This is a genomic window from Methylomonas fluvii, assembly GCF_014850975.1.
Lineage (GTDB): Bacteria > Pseudomonadota > Gammaproteobacteria > Methylococcales > Methylomonadaceae > Methylomonas > Methylomonas fluvii.
The window spans coordinates 56176-76014 of record NZ_JACXST010000001.1; the positions used below are offsets into that span (position 1 = coordinate 56176).

The 19839-nt window shown below is 50.2% G+C and carries 18 protein-coding genes and 3 tRNA genes; 8 read left to right on the forward strand and 13 right to left on the reverse strand.

Annotation, left to right across the window (positions count from 1 at the left end; all coding sequences use genetic code 11):
• Positions 1-335: 335 nt before the first annotated feature.
• The 8 genes from EBB_RS00260 to EBB_RS00295 form a co-directional block, all read right to left on the reverse strand.
• Positions 336-3401, reverse strand: a complete 3066-nt coding sequence (locus tag EBB_RS00260) for an efflux RND transporter permease subunit (RefSeq protein WP_225587187.1) — start codon at positions 3399-3401, stop codon at positions 336-338.
• Positions 3398-4378, reverse strand: coding sequence for an efflux RND transporter periplasmic adaptor subunit (locus EBB_RS00265; RefSeq protein WP_225587188.1), 981 nt, complete (start codon positions 4376-4378; stop codon positions 3398-3400). The genes EBB_RS00260 and EBB_RS00265 overlap by 4 nt, the downstream gene beginning before the upstream one ends.
• Positions 4379-4478: 100 nt before the next feature.
• Positions 4479-5801: a TolC family protein gene (locus EBB_RS00270; RefSeq protein ID WP_192391953.1), complete on the reverse strand. Its 1323-nt coding sequence runs from the start codon at positions 5799-5801 to the stop codon at positions 4479-4481.
• A complete protein-coding gene (locus EBB_RS00275) occupies positions 5798-7123 on the reverse strand; it encodes an ATP-binding protein (protein ID WP_192391954.1) in 1326 nt (441 codons plus the stop codon). Before EBB_RS00275 ends, EBB_RS00270 begins: the two co-directional genes overlap by 4 nt.
• On the reverse strand, positions 7120-7785 hold the full coding sequence (locus EBB_RS00280; protein WP_192391955.1) for a response regulator transcription factor: 666 nt from the start codon (positions 7783-7785) through the stop codon (positions 7120-7122). Before EBB_RS00280 ends, EBB_RS00275 begins: the two co-directional genes overlap by 4 nt.
• A 441-nt stretch (positions 7786-8226) precedes the next feature.
• On the reverse strand, positions 8227-8784 hold the full coding sequence (locus EBB_RS00285) for a FlhC family transcriptional regulator (protein WP_192391956.1): 558 nt from the start codon (positions 8782-8784) through the stop codon (positions 8227-8229).
• Entirely contained in the window at positions 8781-9095 is a 315-nt protein-coding gene (locus EBB_RS00290; RefSeq protein ID WP_192391957.1) for a flagellar transcriptional regulator FlhD, read from the reverse strand. Before EBB_RS00290 ends, EBB_RS00285 begins: the two co-directional genes overlap by 4 nt.
• A 1-nt stretch (position 9096) precedes the next feature.
• Complete coding sequence (locus tag EBB_RS00295; protein ID WP_192391958.1) at positions 9097-9729, reverse strand: transglycosylase SLT domain-containing protein; 633 nt, start codon at positions 9727-9729, stop codon at positions 9097-9099.
• Positions 9730-10039: 310 nt separating this feature from the next.
• Between EBB_RS00295 and EBB_RS00300 the strand changes: the two genes are divergently transcribed.
• The 6 genes from EBB_RS00300 (at position 10040) to EBB_RS00325 (ending at position 13480) form a co-directional block, all read left to right on the forward strand.
• Positions 10040-10324, forward strand: coding sequence for a flagellar transcriptional regulator FlhD (locus EBB_RS00300; RefSeq protein ID WP_192391959.1), 285 nt, complete (start codon positions 10040-10042; stop codon positions 10322-10324).
• Positions 10317-10943, forward strand: a complete 627-nt coding sequence (locus tag EBB_RS00305) for a FlhC family transcriptional regulator (protein WP_192391960.1) — start codon at positions 10317-10319, stop codon at positions 10941-10943. The genes EBB_RS00300 and EBB_RS00305 overlap by 8 nt, the downstream gene beginning before the upstream one ends.
• Before the next feature lie 18 nt (positions 10944-10961).
• Positions 10962-11564 (forward strand): flagellar transcriptional regulator FlhD, encoded by a 603-nt coding sequence (locus tag EBB_RS00310; RefSeq protein WP_192391961.1) that lies wholly within the window; start codon positions 10962-10964, stop codon positions 11562-11564.
• Positions 11554-12039, forward strand: coding sequence for a FlhC family transcriptional regulator (locus EBB_RS00315; RefSeq protein ID WP_195880846.1), 486 nt, complete (start codon positions 11554-11556; stop codon positions 12037-12039). The genes EBB_RS00310 and EBB_RS00315 overlap by 11 nt, the downstream gene beginning before the upstream one ends.
• Positions 12040-12149: 110 nt before the next feature.
• Complete coding sequence (locus tag EBB_RS00320; RefSeq protein ID WP_192391963.1) at positions 12150-12362, forward strand: hypothetical protein; 213 nt, start codon at positions 12150-12152, stop codon at positions 12360-12362.
• 5 nt (positions 12363-12367) lie between these two features.
• Entirely contained in the window at positions 12368-13480 is a 1113-nt protein-coding gene (locus tag EBB_RS00325) for a site-specific integrase (protein ID WP_192391964.1), read from the forward strand.
• Positions 13481-13552: 72 nt separating this feature from the next.
• On the opposite strand, the gene EBB_RS00330 is transcribed toward EBB_RS00325, so the two are convergent.
• From EBB_RS00330 to parC, 4 genes are all read right to left on the reverse strand, one after another.
• Positions 13553-13628 (reverse strand) — tRNA-His (locus EBB_RS00330).
• Between the two features lie 21 nt (positions 13629-13649).
• Positions 13650-13726: transfer RNA gene (locus EBB_RS00335), tRNA-Arg, on the reverse strand.
• Positions 13727-13732: 6 nt separating this feature from the next.
• Positions 13733-13809, reverse strand: a tRNA-Pro gene (locus tag EBB_RS00340).
• A gap of 192 nt (positions 13810-14001) precedes the next feature.
• Positions 14002-16236, reverse strand: coding sequence for a DNA topoisomerase IV subunit A (gene parC / locus EBB_RS00345; RefSeq protein WP_192391965.1), 2235 nt, complete (start codon positions 16234-16236; stop codon positions 14002-14004).
• Positions 16237-16468: 232 nt separating this feature from the next.
• Here parC and fnr point away from each other — a divergent pair, with 232 nt between their 5' ends.
• Together fnr and EBB_RS00355 are read left to right on the forward strand one after the other, a co-directional pair.
• Positions 16469-17218: a fumarate/nitrate reduction transcriptional regulator Fnr gene (fnr, locus tag EBB_RS00350; RefSeq protein WP_192391966.1), complete on the forward strand. Its 750-nt coding sequence runs from the start codon at positions 16469-16471 to the stop codon at positions 17216-17218.
• A 556-nt stretch (positions 17219-17774) separates the two neighbouring features.
• Positions 17775-18557 (forward strand): thioredoxin domain-containing protein, encoded by a 783-nt coding sequence (locus tag EBB_RS00355; protein WP_192391967.1) that lies wholly within the window; start codon positions 17775-17777, stop codon positions 18555-18557.
• A gap of 164 nt (positions 18558-18721) precedes the next feature.
• Here the strand turns inward: EBB_RS00355 and EBB_RS00360 are convergent, their stop codons facing one another.
• Positions 18722-19516: a PEP-CTERM sorting domain-containing protein gene (locus EBB_RS00360; protein ID WP_192391968.1), complete on the reverse strand. Its 795-nt coding sequence runs from the start codon at positions 19514-19516 to the stop codon at positions 18722-18724.
• Positions 19517-19839 lie beyond the last annotated feature (323 nt).

Here is a 19839-nt window from a genome sequence, read left to right on the forward strand (position 1 = left end):
ATCTCCAACCTTGCTTAACAAGCTTATCGTACTGCGAATAGGCTGAGCTGCCAAGTTAGCTTTAATCCAATTGGATTGATAGCCATTGACATTGACATTGAAGTTCTGTGACTTCAAGAGGTCACCCACCATAACGCAGCCAAATAAAGACGAAACGGGATATTTTTAAACTGAATTAAACCCGAAACCTGTCGTTCAAATTTTCTAGTTTTTTAGGAACTGGCAGGCAAGACCCGGCCAAAACCAGTCACTCACAACTCTTTAAACTCCCTTCTTTGGAGGTCCGCACGTCACCCGTTTTCTGTCACTGAAAATCCTGTAACTTCCTTTAATTTTTATGCTGTAGCGTTGCCATACCTGCAATACAGGGAAGGCATTAAAAACAGATTCAACAACGTCGAGGTAATCAAGCCACCGAGTATCACTACCGCCATGGGGTATTCGATTTCGTGGCCGGGCACGTTGCCTTTGAGGATTAGCGGTAACAGGGCCAGACCGGCACAGGCAGCGGTCATTAGTATCGGTGCCAGACGTTCTTCGGCGCCACGCATCGCCAATCCCGCCCCAAATACCTGGCCTTCTTGCTGTTCCAGATGTCGATAGTGGCTTAACAGCATGATGCCGTTTCGGGCAGCAATTCCCAATACGGTGATGAAACCGACCAGCGAGCCGAGCGACAGTAACCCGCCACTTAAAAACGCTCCAACAACGCCGCCGATCAACGCAAACGGCAAGGTTAACGCCACTAAAAGCACCAAGCGCAACGAGCGAAAATCAACATGCAGTAACACCAGTATGCCCAGCAATGAAGCCAAACTCAACCACGCCAGTCGTTCGCTGGACGCTTGTCGTGCTGCGTATTCACCCAGAAACTCCGGGTGATAGCCTTGCGCAAACGTCAGGTTTTTCACGCGGTTTTCAATTTCCCTAGCCACGCTTCCTAAATCGTTGCCACTGACATTGCAGGTAACGTCGATTCGTCGCGAGGCGTTTTCACGTTTGATTTCGTTCGACGTAGGTGCAATGAAGATGTCCGCCACATCGCCCAACGGCACGCGTGCCCCGGATGGCGTATCGATAGTGAGTTGTCTGAGTGCAGCGAGATCATGACGGTCCCGTTCAGCACCCCAAACCGCCACGTCGATGACTTTTTGGTCACGGTAAATTTCGCCGACCTTACTGCCTTTGATTAGCGTAGCTGCGGCCCGGCGCACTTGACCGGCTGTCAAACCAAAGTTGGCCGCCAGGTCAGGCTTAAGCCGTATCTGTATCTGCGGTACCAATATTTGCGGTTCCACCTTCAGGTTGGCGATGCCGGGCACATCAGTGATGGTTTTACTGACTTCGGCAGCTTTATCTCGTAGCACATCCAAGTCAGGTCCGTACAAGCGCACCACCACGGTCGCACTGGCGCCGGTCAGCACTTCCTTGATCCGTTCGCGCAGATAGGTCAACACATCGCGGTACAGACCCGGATAACCATCGACGACGGACTGGATTTTTGCCACGGTACTGTCGTAATCAACCGCCGTATCTAAACTAATCCATAACTCGGTAAAATTCGGTCCTACCACTTCGTCGGCAACTTCAGCCCGGCCAATATGCGAACCGAAATTGCGCACACCGGGAATCGCCCTTAGTTCCTTGCTGACCTGTATCGTAATGCGGCGCATGGCTTCCAGCGAGGTACCGGGCTTTTCGACCCAGTGCATCAAAAAATCGGTTTCCTTGAAGTTGGGCAGAAACGACTCACCGAGTCGCGGTAATGCGATGGCTGTCGATATAAAAGCCATCATCAGGAAACCTGTTGCCCATTGCGGACGGCTGACGATAGCCGGCAAGAGTTGACGATAATGCCGCTTTAAAACCTGCGTCAGCGGCGCTTCGCTTTGGCGTGGCTTGGCATTCGGCAGCAGCATCAGGCACAAAGCCGGCGTCACGGTCAGCGCCACCAGCAGCGAAGCCAGAATCGCCAATAAATAGGAAAACGCCAGTGGCCTAAAAAAGGTGCCGGCCAAGCCGTCCAGGAAAAACACCGGCACGAACACCAGCGCGACGATCAAACTGGCAAACACCACCGCACTACGCACTTCCAGTGAGGCCTTCAAGACTACGCGGAAATTTGACAGCGGATGGACCGCCTCTCGGTTCAATCGCAGCCGACGCATGATGTTTTCGACGTCGATAATGGCGTCATCCACCACTTCACCGACTGCAATCACCAGGCCGGCCAGTACCATGGTGTTAAGCGTGCCGCCGCGCAAATACAGCACCAGAGCAGCCGTCAGCAGCGACAGCGGAATCGCCGACAGGCTGATCACGGCAGTTCGCCACTCGAACAAAAAGGCGATCAGAATGACCGCCACTAAAATGCACCCCAATATCAGTGCATCACTTAAATTATTTAACGAACGTTCGATGAAGGTTGCCGGACGAAAGATAGTCGGATCGATGTCGACCTCATGCAGACCGGGTTGCAAAGCCGCCAGTGTCGCTTCGACCTTACGAGTCACATCCAAGGTATTGCCCCAGGGTTGTTTTTCGACAATCAGCAGTAAGCCCGGCCCATCGTTGATCACCGCATCGCCAATCGGCGGCGGATGACTTTCAACGATTTCAGCCACATCGCCCAAGCGCAACGGCGCTCCGCCAGTAAACTGCACCACGGTGCGCGCCATATCGTCCGGTGTTTGCAGCGAAGACACGTGTGTCACCGGCAGGCGTTGATTGGGTAGATCAACAAAGCCGCCAGCCGATACGGTGGCCGCATCGCCCGCCGCACGCACCACCGCATCCAGCGTCACGCCGTTGGCGGCCAGGCGATCAGGATCGACCCGCACCTGTAACTGCCGATCACGTTGCCCCCAAATGGCTACGTTGGCCACACCCGGCACCGCCATCAAGCGTGGGCGAATGGTCCACAAAGCCAATTCGGACAATTCCATTTGCGACAGTTTTTTCGATGTAACGCCAATCTTCAGCGCCCGACTGGTGGACGATAACGGCGATAACATCACCGGAGCGCGAGCCACAGCCGGTAGTCGTGGTGTGACGGTGGCGACGCGCTCCTGCACCAACTGTCTGGCCCGCATCAAATCCGTACCCTCCTGAAAGATACAGACCACTGACGACAGACCCAACACCGACTTGGAACGAAGGGTTTTGAGCCAGGCCGTGCCGTTGACCGCGTTTTCCAAGGGTACGGTGATCAGGCTCTCCACTTCCTCTGTGGACAATCCGGGTGCTTCAGTCTGGATTTCCACCAGCGGCGGCGCGAATTCCGGGAACACGTCCAACGGCATTTGCCGGGCGGCTTGCACACCCAATATCACCAGTACCACAGCCAAGGCCAACACTAATAGACGTTGGCGTAAGGCAACAGTAATCAACCAGCGCATCATTTGCCGACTCCAAATTCGGTGCCGAACAATTCGGCCACACCGGAAGTAACCACTTCGATACCCGCCACGATGTCGCCCGTTATGGCGGCTTGATCGTCAACCACCCGCAGTACCTGTACCCGTCGGCGCATATACCTATTGGTTTCCAACACTTGATATATCCAGCTGCCACCACTCACGTCATGCACAATCGCCGACCAGGGTACGACGAGATTTTCGTCATCGCTACGCAGCGGGATTGAAACACCGACCCGCTGACCGGGGCGTAATGAGGTATCCGAATTTTTCACCGCATAGAACAGATCGACCGTGGCGGCAGCCGGATTGGCGGAAGGCGGCGCAGCGACCGGCACGGCAGGACGAGAGACATTTTCAGGCGAATCTTTCAGCCCGCTAACACGGGCTTGGGCTGTGGTGTTCAATCCCGATACATCATCGACATAGACCGGCACCCGCACCCAAAACGTGCTCCGGTTGTTGACGTCTAACAGCGCTGGACCAAGCAAATCGCGGCGTTCGTACGCGGTTTTTAGATTGGCCTCGGCCAAGCCTAGCTGTATTCGTGCATCATCGACCGAGCGTTCGGTGCCCACCTTGTCGCGGCGCATCTGTTCGGCGCGATTCAAGGCTATTTGCGCGGCTTGCACTTGCACCTTGGCCTGTTCCACCTGACCGTCGGCGTCGATTTGCGATTGCGCCAAACGCACGAGCTCTGCCGGTGCCAGCGATGGCAGAATGGTATAAACCGATTGCTTGTTACCTTTTCCTGAACCATTCAGCGCCGGCAACGTGATCTCGCCGCCAAACAAGCGCGTGCGCGTTAGGGATCGCTTGTCAACCGTTGTGGTAATGATGCCGAGCCGGTTGACGGCTTCCGCTGTCAAGACAACTTTGGTCAGATCGCTTTCCTTCACGGGATGTTCGATTTTGGCAGGCGGCGGCGATGTCGATTCGGCGGCCGGTAGGTTGCCGGTCATTAGTAATAAAACTGACAGCAGGAGTCGACAAGTCGATGACTTGTGGTTTGGATGTGCTGGGTTCATAAATATCCGACCTTGGAGTCCAGTAATGTGTAAGTTAAGAAGGCTTCAGACGCTGGCCAACGCTGCGTTCCAGCTCTGCGTGGGCGCGGCGTAAATCGGCGGCGGCTTGCGCGGTTTTCAATTGCGCGTCCAGCCAACGGCGTTGGGTTTCGAGTACGAAGAGGTAGGTGACATTGCCTGCCGCGTAGGCGTTTTTAGCATCCTGTATGGCGGCTCGCAGCGGCGGCAAGATAGTCTGTTGCCACTGTTTCAGACTTTCACTGGCCTGTTGCAATCGGGCATGGGCTTCGCGGACATCCAAGGCAATCCGTTGTCGGGTGGCGACATATTGCCTGGCGGCCTTATCAAAGCGTGCCTGGGCTTGCGCGACGCCACCTTGATTTTGATTAACGATAGGCAATGTCACGTCTAAGCCTGGTCCTGCCAATAAAGGCCCGTTGACTTGCTTGGCGTTGAGGCTGGCGGTGAAATTAAATACCTCGGCGCGCGCCAAGCCGATACGTTCGCCTGCGGCTTCTACATTAATTTCTGCGGCACGTAGATCGGGGCGAGCCAGTAACGCCTCCGCGACCAGTTTTTCCGACTCAAATTTTTCGCCATTGGCTGAGGCTTCCGTACTGATGGCATTGGGCCACTGTTCCAGACTCAGGCCGACCAGATGCCGTAAACGCTCATTCGCTATCTCGCAATCGTGTTGCAGGCGGCTTTGTTGTTCCTGGGCTTGCAGGGCATCGACTTGAGCATTGGTGACTTCCAGCTCGCTGGCGTCGCCAGCGCGCAACCTAGCTTGTGTGAGTTCGGCAATATTGTGAATCAGGGTCACAGCGGCTTGAGCCAGTTGCAGGCGTTCCTTGGCTAACGTTAGCTCGGCATGCGCCAACCTGACGTCGCGAATCAAGTCCAATCCAGTCTGCACCAGGCGTTGCGCGGTTTGTTCAACATCCAATTTGGCCAACTCGACCCGTTGTGGGCGCAGCCAGAAAATTTCCAAGGGGTAGCGTATCGTCAGTTCCAAAGGTTTTGCTCCCCAAGGTACCAACATCGAAAATGTGGGATTGGGCAGCATCCCGGCTTGCACGAGATCGGCGCGAGACAGGCCTAAATCCGCCAAGGTCGCGCGAAAGGCCGCATTGTTCCAGAGCGCCAAACTGACCAACTCGTCATCGGATAAGCCGTCATTTGAAGTGACATTGGCGGGCCATGCCGTTTCGTCGGCACCGGTTTCGGCAAAATGCTGACCAGTACGTCGCTCCAGATCGTCGGCAACGTCATTCAAATCCATGCCTTGTGGAGTACAGGCCGTCAACGACAAAGCGAGAAGCGTTATTGGAAAACGACTGGAAACAAAAGGTGTCATGCGCTCGCCTCCGGGAACGTCACAATCACCTTGAGGCCAACTCCGCCATCCCCATCGGCCAGCCTAATATCAGCCTGATGCTGCTCGGCTATTCGCCGCACAATGGATAAGCCAAGACCACTGCCTGATTCGGCGCTATTCAATACGCGGTAGAATCTGTCGAACACGCGAGCCCGCTCATCCAAGGCAATGCCTGGCCCGGTGTCGTTGACTTCCAGACGAATCGCAGTGGCTTCGCCGGTGACACTGACGTCAATCCGTGCATCTGCTGGTGAATAGCGGATGGCGTTATCGAGCAGATTGCCGAGTAGAATGCGCAGCGCCTCTTCGGTGCCGGCAACCCTGACATGATCGGCGTGCGACAGGCCGAGATCGATGTGGCTATGGGCGGCTTGTGGGGCAAAATCGGCTACCACGTTCCGCGCCAAATCATCCAAAAATAGCGGCGTGAGCGGATAATCGCCAGCCTCCGGATCGAGCCGAGCCAAGATCAGCAATTGCTGAACCAGATGACTGGCACGGGCTATACCTTGTCGTAAAGTTTGCATAGCTAGATCACGCTGAGCGGGTTCAGTGGCACGCTCGGCCAGTTGTGCTTGCAAGGACAGTGCAGTGAGCGGACTCCGCAGTTCGTGCGCCGCATCAGCAGTAAACTGGCGCTGTGCCGCCAGTGCCTGATCCAATTGACTCAGCAGCGTGTTTATTGCGCTGACTAAGATGCTAACTTCTTCCGGTAAGCCCATATTCGGGATCGGATCTAATGAATGAGGATTGCGACACGTCACTGCTTCAGCCACCTGAGCCAATGGCGCTAAACCGCGACCAATCGCCCAGCCAACCCATAAAGCTAATCCCGGCAGTAAAATCAGTAACGGCGTCAATACATGCAAGGCAACTTCGTTGGCGGTTTCACGGCGTTCTTGAGCCGTTTGAGCCACCTGGACAAATCCACTATCGGTTTTTAAATTAAATACTCGCCAGTCTTGGTTCTGCCAGTTAAGCGTGTCGTATCCCAGTTTTCCGCCTTGCGGTAATGGCGAAAACGAATGGGATCGAAACAGAATTCGACCATCCGGGCCACGGATCTGACTGACTAAATCAATCCCATCGCTGTATTGCGCAGGGCTGCTTGTGCTGGGTTTAACATCTTGCAAGCTGTTTGAATGGGACAAGGAATAAGCGGCTTCACGCAACACCTTGTCGAATAGTTCGTCAATTTCTTCGTGAACGTTCAGCCAAGTCGGCACGGCAAACGTGATACCGGCAACCAGCAAGACGGGTATTAACCAATAGGTTAGCCGGTTGCGAATAGAAGTAGTCATGGCTTCACCACTTTAAAACCGACGCCACGGACATTAAAAATAATGTCAGCACCGAGTTTGCGGCGCAGATTGTGCAGGTGGACATCGACCGCATTACTCGCCACTTCCTGGCCCCATCCATAGAGGCGCTCTTCCAATTGCGGACGAGACAGTACAGCGCCAGGCTGTTCCATCAAAGCATGTAGCAATGCGAACTCGCGGGCGGATAAATCTACTAAGGTGTCGTGTAACCAAGCCTCGTGACTCAGCGGGTTAATGCGCAAGGCGCCGTATTCAATGTCTGAAGTGCCGCGTCCAGCACTTCTGCGTACCAGCGCATGAATACGGGCAACGAGTTCTTCCAAGGCAAACGGTTTGACTAGATAATCGTCGGCGCCGCTATTAAGACCGGCGACTCGATCACTTAGCCCATCGCGTGCTGTTAGGATTAACACCGGGATGGTGTTGCCGGATTTACGAAGTTCGACCAGCAGTTCCTGGCCGGATAGACGCGGAAGCCCTAAGTCGAGCAACAGTAAAGCGTACTCGTTCGCCGCATATGATAGGGCTTGTTTGGCTTGTTCACCGTCTTGTACCCAATCGACCACGAAGCCATCCCACTGCAATCCATCTCGGATCGACTGGCCGATCATCGGATCGTCTTCCGCTAATATCAAACGCATGTTGACCTTTAAAGTTTCTTCATCTGGCCAACAGTGTAAATGATCAAGATTTAAGTAATAGTTAAGGCGCTTCGAATGTTCGAGAAGGTATCGATAACGGTCGTTCGTTATTGGAGTTGATCAAGGGCGGCTTGGGGTCGAGGCTGTGTAAAAACGCAGGAATAAAATTAAAAAATTAAAATTTCCTCCACCTTTCTGGTTATTTCGCCTATTTGTGGAATAAGTCTTTCCACCCAGAAACAAAATAGCCAGTCAAGCTAACTTATTTTTCCACCGTTCTTTGCAGTTTTACGTTTTTACACGGCCTGGGTCGTTAACGACAATTGTTTCTTGGTGAATTTAAATATCTTGGACGTCGGCTTTCAAGATAGCCATGGCTATGAAGCCGGGCTTAGTGAAAAGGCTAAATCGTCAATCGTTCAATTCAATTGCTGACCAGACTTAAGGCGTGTTTGGGCGGAATGAGTTTACGTTTGCGTCTGCCAATTCACAAAACTGGCAAACCGGTCGAAATTTGCTCTCGTAGAATACCGAAAAATTATGTCGACAGCGTGGGCAATATTTCAAGGCGACTTGTCCTTCGCGCATACCTTGCGCTAAAACCCAGGCTTCGTTGAAGTTGGCGGGCCGAACTTTGCCATAAGGTCGCTCTTCGGGGATAAGGTGTTCATAGGATCGATGGAAATAATCCCATGTAAACAAAATGGCCGGCACGTCCATTCGCGACTGAGGATTAACCTTGCAGGTGATTTGATAGATTGACAGAAATAACGTCAGATATAGAAACGACTCGCGTGATGCCGGAATGGTTTTAGCCAGCGGTAATTGACCATTGGAGGGGCCGTGAAAGTGAATGGCATAGTACATGGCCTTAAGCTCATGTTGGCTAATCGTTTTAATATGCGCTTTCACGAACGTCGGCCGCAATTTTCGTTTCAGTAATTGATAGGCAAGATAATGATCTCTTAGCCGGTCTTCGTAGGTGTACCAAGCACTCATGCTATATCGCCTGATCCCGTGAGCAGTATTAGCAAGTCACGCGCCTGGCTATCACACGTATCTCCCTCATGCACTGACTGATCGACCTGAAGATAACGCCCCCAAAAGCTGGCATTGAATCTGGGGGTAAAGGCCAGGCATTCACGCCGAGCTATCTCCCTAATTTGCTGCACCTGCAATTTTTTCAGGATACCCACTGCTTCTGGCGTTAATCCCAAGCTAAACATCGCCTGTTCTTCTTGTCCGGACAGCACCATTTCCCTCGCTAACAACAGATAATCCAATTGCAGATGATAGAGGCTATCCTCCATCTCAAATCACCTGTTTCACTCGGTCAGCTATGGCCATCACACTTTGTCCATAGGCTTTCGCGGCCTTTTCATCGTTCCAACTATAGTAGCGTCCAATCCCCAAAGCCAAGTCATGCGGAGCTGAACCAATGGCGGTTGCTAATAGTTCGGCACCTATTTGTACATTGGTAATGGGATCCAGTAATTGCGCCGGCGCGCTCACTCTGTGACCATGCCAGCGGACATTGATTTGCATTAACCCCACGTCTACCAACCGATTGCCTTCGTCTATCGATTGCTTGAGCAAGGCATGGGCTTCTCGCTGCGAGGCTGGCATCAAGGATTGTCCGGATTTATTAAGTGCCCATGGCCAGGGTTTTACTGCGGTCGGATCGGTATCGTTCGCGGATTCTTTTAATGCAACCGCATACAGTATGTAAGGATCCAAATGGTGCTGCTTTGCAATCTGCCACCAAAGCGTATTTTGTAGCGTGCGTGCGGCGCTAGTCGCTCGCGTCTGTTTACTGACATTGCCATGGGCTAAACACGATGCACTGCAGACCATAAAGCTCAGCAAAATCGGCAGCGGATAGAGACAATGCTGTTTAGCGGCGCATAGCCGTCGGAAACCGGATTTCAAATCGATAGTGTGCATAGCAGAAGTGACTGGTAGGGTTGCCCCGAGTCTACTGAAAAAATCACTATTTCAAGCGTTCAAAAAAGGCCTTATTTCGACCTAATTACACCCTCAATAACTCCCCAACAAACCAATTTATAGAAAATACAAGCGGTTACGCATTGTCAATCACTTTTTATCACTGAAGCATCGGCTACCACCTTGCCAAGCCACGCCCCGCAAGGCTTTGCGCGGAAAGTACCCCAAAAACACCCACTTTCCGCGCGTGACGATTACAAAACCAGTCTTTTAGTATTACCCCATGTCGTAATCCATTAGAGAACAGAGCATGGCCACCCTAGAAGACGATCTGACGCAACTGAATTTTCAATATCTGATGCTATTGAGAGAATGCGCCCGTAGCAATCCCATGGAAGCCGCCTGGCGGTTTGGTGTCGTTCCAGAGACGGTCGATCGTGTAGCCGATTTGTCGTTGGAACAGATTAAAGAACAGGCGGCGATTAACCGTGCCGTGATCAGTTTGCTGCCATTGGGTAACCACCCGGTTTCAGCCGCCGCTCATGCGGCCTTGCTGGTTCATGGTGCTCATGATCAGGGTGATCATCATGGATAACGGCGGCTTCGTTGACTTGTCGCATTTTGGCGCTGAACTGATGTTGGCAAAGACATTGTTCGACTACGGAGCCAGAACACCGGTGGTTTCTGCTCTCTGTGGTATCAAACGTAAAACAGCCACACGCATTTACAGGCTTGCGCAAGAACAAGCACCGATTAAAGGCATGCTGCCTTGGGATCCACACTGGATAAGTCGTTCAACCATTAACAACCTGCACGCCTCAATATTCTTGGGGTTAATTCAGGATTATGTTTCTGGTCGTGCCAATGGTACTGAGCTTGGGCTGCAGTTTTGCAACGCATATATGTTGTACTGCAGTATCGTTGCCCACAATCCCAAGCCATGCAGCCGGGAGGCAGGATTCGAACACCATAGAGTGTTGGATATCAATCGAGCATGGCAACTGACAAGACAATTTCATGCCTCTGCATTGCATTTTGTGATGTGTCTTTGCTGTCAATCGCGATTCCTGATCCCCCGCCAAGAAAATCAACAGGCTGCCCGCTGTCCCGTATGTGAAAACAAGACTGGCAGTGTAGCCCGTCAACATCGAATTTCGCGGCCATTTTCACAAAATGCCGGCAAAACTTTGACCATATGTCTTGACCGTTTCTAACGGCCAAGGAGAGTCATAATGTATTTACTTGTTCAATCAATTCAATCTCGAACCCTACTGGATGCGGCGGAAGGAAAAAATTTAGCCCGTCTGGCACGAGAATGCTTTTTCAACCATCAACCCTTAATCCTTGACTTTGTCAACGTCGAGCAGGTTACCGCGCATTTTTGCCAGGCGTTATTGTGCCCGTTGACGAACGAGTTCGGCGCGGATTATTTGAATCAATGGTTACAGATAAAAAACCTGTCCTCCCACGTCAGGCAAATCATACAGTCTGCCATGGGCGAATTGGATGATTACTTTGATTGTTTGGAGCGCGCACAGGCTCAGAGCGTTGATCAGGAAATAACGTCGTTGAATTGTTTATGGCTTATCAAAGCCCGTGATCTCTGTCGAGATAACCCTCTGTTCGCTGGTTTTATGCTGGGCATTTCGGATAAGGCGTTAATTGAGGCCATTGGTCGTTTGTCAATTGAGGACATTGAGCATATCGCTCAATCGGGTTGGCTGTGTTTTGCGCCAAGGATTTCAAATCATTTTTTTGAGTACATAAATCGCAAGCAGCACACTGCCGTTGATGTGTTGCTGACGTTAAGGGAGGGCGTGAATCATGGAGGCTAAAAAAATGATCAAAACGCTTAAACAGTATCAGTTGGCCATTACCCTGATTCAACGCCAAGCCAGAATCGCGGTTATTGTCAGAGAAACTACCATCCCCAGAGAGCTGATAAAGGCCACTTACAAGGAGATTCTGGGGCGATCTGGTAGTTCGGGTCCCATCAAAGAGTCAATTCGTGGCTTGACGCACAACATGAAACGGTACAAGGAAGCCACGCTCTTCGCCAAGATATTTCGTGCAATTGAAGCCGAAAACATTCACGGCGATATTCATAACGTTATCCAGGCATTCGATTTTTTTAAAATTTCCTTGCCCAGTGGCAGCCTCGATTTCACCACGGCATGGTTGGTGGCACGAGACTTGAGAAATAAAAAATTGCTGTTGACGGAGTGTGGTCATTGTTATGCAGCGGTATTGATCATTTTGGGCAGCGAAAAGTCGCTAGACCGGTGTTGTGTTTGTAAAACCGCTTTATAACAGTCAATAAGTTGAGCAGTTTTTTCTATTAACAGCTAGCAAAATGCCGGGCTACCGTGCTCACGCTAATGGAATTGAATTTAGAGAATATGTTTATCTAACCAATTGATATGACAGATCTTGTCTCTATTGATCAACTCAAAATAGCTACTGGTTACGATAGACCCGGTGACATTGAGCGATGCCTAAGAAAAAATGGCGTCCGTTACCTATATGGACAAGGTGGTAAAATTTTTACCACGATAGATGCAATCAACGCCGCTATGGGATTAAAATTGAACGATACAAACGCCATAGTTGAGGAGATCGATTTTATCGATTAACCAAGATGCCCAAAGGTCCACCACGAACAGCTCCCATCCCAGCACGCATTGACGCAAAAAAATTGCCAACCGGCGTTTGGTGGAATAAATCCGGTCTTGGTAAGTGGATGATTAAGATTAAAGATAACGCCACGGGAAAGTGGAAATCGAAACGCTTATGTGGGCCATCAGCGACATTGGCAGAAATTTGGCAAGCTTGTGAAAGTCAAAATTCGGCAGTGGTTACTACTTTCTCAACCATCAGCAGAGACTTTCAAGCTACTCCAATTTGGCGAAAACTTGCGACATCCACACAGAAAGATTATTTGGATTGTCATCAGCATATTTGCGGACGAAGCATTTCAACGAACGGCAAACTGGGTGATCTGCCAATTACCTCCTGGACAGTCGGGCTTGTTCGAAAATACCGTGATTCTCGAGGCGAATCCTCTGAAAGCCGTGCCAATAAAGAAATCGCTTATATTAAACGCGTATTTTCATGGGCATACGAATACGAAAAAATCAAAAGCAATCCCACTCTCGGGGTTAAAAAATTATCAATCAAACCTCGTCAGCACTACGCAGAAGATCGGGATTACGAGTTCATGCTACAAGTTGCAAGAGCGTCAAATTATTGGTATGTCTGGCCAGCCATGGAAATTGCCTATCTTTGCCGCATGCGTTTGTCTGAAGTGCTGGATCTCACTGATGCAAACGAATTGCCGGAAGGCCTTCTGATTAAACGCCGCAAGGGATCTCGTGACAACATTACAGAGTGGAATCCGCGACTGCGTTCTGCGTGGGATTTCGCGGTGTCTACTAGGAACCGGATTTTGGCAGAACGAAAGCAACCTCATCCAATCCGTGCAGAAGATAGGCACATTATTGTCAGTGAACGTACAGGGGATAAAATTGTCGTCGACAGCCTAAAAACAGCTATGGGGCGAATCACTGTTTCAACAAAAAAAGCAGCTGAAGAAATGGGGGTAAATTGGATACCCTTCACTTTCCATGATTTAAAAAGGAAAGGTGTAAGCGATACCACGGGCAACAAACTGGATGCCAGTGGGCACCGGACCGCTGCAATGTTGAATGTTTATGATGTAAAAATGAAGACGGTAAAACCATCAAATGAATGACTATTTGTCACCAGCTTTGTCACCAGCTGGTAGGAATGAGACCAATAACTCTTCTTAAGTTATTGAATTTATTGGGGTGAACGATGGGGCTCGAACCCACGACAACCGGAATCACAATCCGGGACTCTACCAACTGAGCTACGCTCACCATAATGATGAATTTTTGCGATGGCACGCTTGGCAGGACTCGAACCTGCGACCCTCGGCTTAGAAGGCCGATGCTCTATCCAGCTGAGCTACAAGCGCAAATCTTGGTCGGGGTAGAGAGATTCGAACTCCCGACATTCTGCTCCCAAAGCAGACGCGCTACCAGACTGCGCTATACCCCGAATTGACCTTCTTATTATCCCGAAGAGCAGAAGCGCTCCAGAAAGATGTCTATGATAAAGACATTGATCGCTTACGTCAACAGATTTTTCACATTGATCTGATAAACCGATTTTGGTCCTCAAATAGTTGGTACAAAAAGCCCCAAAAAAGCTTTAAAACTCTCAATAATATGATCCAGAACCGGCAAAGTATTAAACAACACACTCCAGCCCATCTACTTTTTGGAAGCCTCGCGGCAATGCTGTGCCACGATTGGCACGATTGCCAGTGTATTGAGCAATATCCATAGACTTGAGGGTGACATGTCGTTTACCAGAGACGATTTTCAATTCGCTATTCGCCGACAACGCCGTTACCGCAACCACTGCATCCTTACCGGCAACCAAGTCCCCGCCAGGAATCTGAATCAGCTTATTACCCTTGCCTTTCGCCAGTTCGGGCAGATCCAAAGCTGGAAATATCAACAATCTGCCCTGCAAGGTCGCAACCGCAAGCAAGTCGTGACCACTTGGAATCGACGCCGGCGTTAAAACTTTGGCGCCAGTCGGCAAGCTCAACAACGCCTTACCGGCTTTATTTTTACTTTGCAGCTCTTTTAGCTGCACTCGAAAACCGTAACCAGCGTTACTGGCAATCAATAACCAATCGTCGGGTTGCCCCGCAAACACATCGGTAAACAAACTACCCGGCGGCGGATTAAGCCGGCCAGTCAGCGGCTCACCCTGACTCCGCGCGGAGGGCAAATCATGAGTCGTGATGGTATAGACTCGACCCGTGGAGCCCAATACATAGGCCGATTGCGTGGTCCGGCCTTTCGCTGACGATAAATAAGCATCGCCGGCCCGATAGCTCAAACTTTCGACTTCTATATCATAGCCTTTGGCCGCCCTGATCCAGCCTTTTTGCGACAAGATAATCGTCACCGGTTCATTGGCAATCAGCTCAGTGGTATCCAGGGCCTGAGCCGCATCCCGCGCGACGATGGGCGACCGCCGATCATCACCGTATTTTTCCGCGTCGCGCTCGATTTCCTTGCGTATCAGTCGATTCAATAAGCGTTCGGAACCCAAAGTTTTTTCCAAAGCCTGGCGCTCCTGCTCCAGTTCGTCCTGCTCGCCACGAATCTTCATTTCCTCGAGCTTGGCCAAGTGCCGCAATTTCAGCTCAAGGATCGCTTCCGCCTGCAAATCACTCAAACCAAACCGTTCCATCAAAACCGGCTTGGGATGATCTTCGCGACGGATGATGGCGATCACTTCGTCGATATTCAGATAAGCGATTAGCAAACCTTCCAGAATATGCAGGCGCGCCAAAACCTTATCCAAACGATATTGCAAACGGCGGCGCACAGTTTCGGTTCTAAAGCTGATCCATTCGGTCAAAATCATCCGTAGATTTTTGACCTGCGGCTTCCCGTTCAAGCCGATCATATTCATATTGACCCGGTAATTTTTCTCCAGGTCAGTGGTGGCAAATAAGTGCGACATTACCGCATCGACGTCGATGCGCTTGGTCTTGGGAATCACTAAGAGGCGCGTTGGATTTTCGTGATCGGATTCGTCGCGCAAATCCTCGATCATTGGCAACTTTTTCGCCAGCATTTGCGCGGCAATTTGCTCCAACAGCTTGGCGCCGGAGACTTGATGCGGCAAAGCCGTGATAACGATATTACCGTCTTCCAGCTCGTATTTGGCACGCATCTTTACCGAGCCGTTGCCAGTCGCATACATTTTTTGAATATCGGCACTAGCCGTGACGATCTCGGCATCGGTTGGATAATCAGGCCCTTTGATATGCGTCAGCAAGCTTTCGAGTGGCGTTTCAGGATCGTCCAGTAATTGCAGACAAGCGTTGGCAACTTCGCGTAGATTGTGCGGCGGAATATCGGTCGCCATACCCACTGCGATGCCCATGGTGCCGTTCAGCAGCACATTCGGCAAGCGGGCCGGCATTAAACTGGGTTCTTTCAAAGTGCCGTCGAAATTGTCCGTCCAATCTACCGTGCCCTGTCCCAATTCACTGAGCAAGGTTTGCGCGTAAGCCGTCAGCCGCGATTCGGTGTACCGCATCGCCGCGAACGATTTCGGATCATCCGGCGAACCCCAGTTACCCTGACCGTCAATCAATGGATAGCGGTAAGAAAAGTCCTGGGCCATCAACACCATGGCCTCGTAGCAAGCCGAATCACCATGAGGATGATATTTACCCAGCACGTCACCGACGGTACGCGCAGATTTCTTGTATTTGGCCAGCGCCGTTAGGCCCAACTCGGACATCGCGTACACGATACGGCGCTGTACTGGCTTTAGACCGTCGCCGATGTGCGGTAAAGCCCGATCCAAAATGACATACATGGAATAATCCAGGTAGGCTTTTTCGGTGAATTCTTTTAGCGGGAGCTGTTCGAAATTTTCCTGTACACCCATGGTTTTGCGAGTAATCCTGTTTAGTAAGCCGGCGAATGGCGGCGCGATTTAGGGCGGCTAAAATACCATAGTCGCGAAAGGATGGCGTATCGGAAATAGCGTGCAATCAGTCGGACGAGCCTGGCGGGATCGTGAAGGACAGGGAAAAATCTCGTGTCAGCACCAGGTGAGGCATGCAATTTAACAAGCTCTGTTACACTGTAATCTACAGTGACATTAATTCAAGGCAAACGTGACTGAAACCAACCCCACTAAGGTCACTTGCCAAACTTGCAAGCTGGCCGAATTATGCCTGCCTTTCGGTTTACGACAGTCTGAAGTTGCGGAACTGGCGACAATAGTCCGTGACCGGCGCCCCCTGCAAATGGATGATTTACTCTATCGGCAAGGCGATACTTGCCACAGCTTGTATGCAGTCAAATCCGGCTCTTTCCGCAACTTTATCGCTAACGCGGAAGGCGAGGAACAAACCATGGGCTTTTATTTGCCGGGAGAATTAATGGGATTGGATTCTCTGCAACACGGGCGTTTTACTTGCTCGACTGTTGCACTGGAAACTGCCTCAGTTTGCGAATTGCCGTTAAGCAATCTCAACGAACTATGTGGCAAGATACCTAGCTTACATAGCCAGCTGATGCGCATTTTAGGTAAGGAAATTGCGTCCGATCACGACAAGATCATCTTGCTGGGACATCGCTCCGCCAAAGAAAGGATGGCTACTTTTTTGTTGATGCTCTCGCAACGCTATGCGGCATTGGGCTTTTCCAGCACAGCATTTAATTTAACGATGAGCCGTTTACATATTGCCAATTTTCTGGGTCTGACGATTGAAACAGTCAGCCGGCAATTAGCTTACTTAAGCCAACAAGGCATTATTTCGGTCAAGCAACGCGGGATACAAATCCACAATTTGGGTGAACTAAAAACCGTGGTTAGCTCTTGCACGGTAAATTGCGCTGTCGATGCCAGCACCTCGGATTGATATTGCCGCAAAGCGAAGACACGGCAATATCGCATTCCAAACTAAAGCCCTTATTTGACTTCTTTAGAGGAATCAGCTTTTGGCTTGCTCGGACCGACACCTTGCTCGCCGCATGCGGCTAGGGTGCTGACGGCGATAACTAACAATAATACTTGGCTGATTAATTTCATAATTTTTCCGGTTGTGACGATGTTTTTATAATTCGCCTTTACCGCGCAACTGCGCGTTATCAAAGGAGATGCTGTCCAAGCCTTAAGGCTTGGACAGCATCATGACATTGATTAGGCGAAGCCATTTGATCGATGTCAAATGCCCCCATGACGGTCGGAATAATTTTAGAGAGTCGATAGAGCCGTGCTTGACTCCTCATTGCACAACGCACCCACATTACTAACAAATCAGCAGTGGTCCGATCCGCTCTTCTCTTCTTATCAAAATAGCCACAACAATGCTAAATTCCTGTTTCAGAGAACATCTGTGATAACCCTAAAAATCGAAATCACTTGCCAGCTGTTCCTAACAGAATCATGTAAATAAATCCGGCAGAGTAAATCCTATGAGTACATTAAAAAGCCTTTTAATCGCGACCCTTTGTATAGCAGGTCAAAGCACGCTTGCTGACAGCCTCTCTTGGAAACCTGACCTGCCCAGAGCTAAAACCGCGTTCGAACGAGAAACACGTGTAGCGTTGCGGGAAGGACACCACGTCGAACCCACTATTTTTCCGGGCTTTTATGCGGTCCGTTCGGGGCAGCCAGGCGCTCCATCCGCCTATTTTCGAGAAGATATGGCTTGGCTGGGAAATGTACGGACTCAGGGATGGAGCATTCGCTCTCCCTTGGAAAGCAACTCAGAAGGCAAAAGAAATTGGCTGAAAGAACAGATCAAATATCTGCCATTTGAAAATCTTATTTTTATTCAACGCAGAAAACCGGCAGTTGCGATAATTTGGTCAGCTCCAGATTGTCCATTTTGCCGAAAACTTGAAAGAGCGCTTGAGCAAGAAGATGTTTCCGCTTTTATTGCACCGATTGGATTAACTGAAGAAGGCTACCGGCAAGCGGCCAATATTTATTGTTCTAGCAATGCCGCAAAATCCTGGCAGGCAATGATACGCGGAAATACATCTAGCGAACCCACTAGTGCAGATTGCTCATATCCACGCGAAATGATGAACGATATTGGATTTTTCTTAGGGATGGGGCGAATGGCGACACCTATCGTCGTCTTCGCGGACGGTTCTACTATAAGCGGCTGGGATGATCACCAGGCTCTCGCATTGCTACGCGAGAAAATTAAGCAGTCACTATTTTTTCCGAATCCTAACACCGACCGGTAACGCTCAAACTATCTGGAGGCATCAGCATGACATTGAGTACCGCAAACCGAGGTCTGCGGTACTTCTCAAAGAGACTGCCTGAAAGAAAAAACTACTATCATGAGCGGGCATTCTGATTTTCCCAACTACCCGCTCCAATCTTCAGGCTATTTATGACACCTAAATTAAGCAGCGATCGTATTAACCTTACCGTTACGACGCGCCAAACGGCTCATACCCAACAAACCGCCACCTAGCAGAGCCAAGGTGCCTGGCTCTGGAACGGTTTCTACTACTGGTGGAGTCACAGCACCGAAGCCGTCGAGGTAGACATAGCCTCTATGCCCGGTTGGCTCACAATCCGCAGCCAATAAGCTCAGCTGGTAAGTATGACCTAGCGTAAGGTTGGTCAACTGCTCAACTTGCCAACTAGTGTAATAGTATCCGGTTGAAGCGTTATAGGTAAAACGCGAGTCAACGCCGGAACCGGTAGTAGCCGCGTTATATTCTCTGTTTACCAAAACCGACATACTGGTCAAATCTGTTAAAGTTAATTTGAAAGTGGCGGCATCATTGACACCATGAGCACCTTGCAATACCGCAGCCCACGCAAAGAAAATGCTGCTGTCTTGATAATTGCTTACCGTTTGCGTAATCGCGGAACCATAACCACCAGTAACAGTGTCTTCCACTCGATATGAGTAATTCCCGCTATAGACCCGATTAAGATTGTTCCCTGTATTGGCATCAAAACCGGCAGTCACGATAGCAGAATGATTTATGGCTGGATTGTAGTTACTGCCTCCTGGCAAGTAATTCACAGGATCCAGAGTAGAGTTAAATTCGTTACCTCTGAAGCCGCCGCCAGTTGTCCAACCGCTAGTGTCGCCAGTTTCAAAATTACCATTCACAAATCCCGCGTGTGCAGCTGGGGTTATTAGCACAGCAGCAACAAGCGCCGCAAAAGCATTGGTTTTCATAGTATCTCCAAAAAAGTGGATATTAAGTTCTCGATGGCGGCAGCTAAAAATAGCTGCACGCACCTGTTAGATAGCAAAATACAGACCACTTTAAATAAATGAAAACCAATTAATTGATGTGCATATACTTTTTCTCTCGAAAAACCCAAAACGCAATTGGCTTTTTACCGAGAATGTAAAATATTTCGACGTTTAATTCCTCGATACTCGGAAAAGGGTAATGCCTTTTGACGCGGAGCATATTCCCGTTATTGACCGAAAAAATTTACGCTTCTGCTGGGAAAAAACAAAATTCGGGGAAGTTGTTCGATTTGTGGAATCAG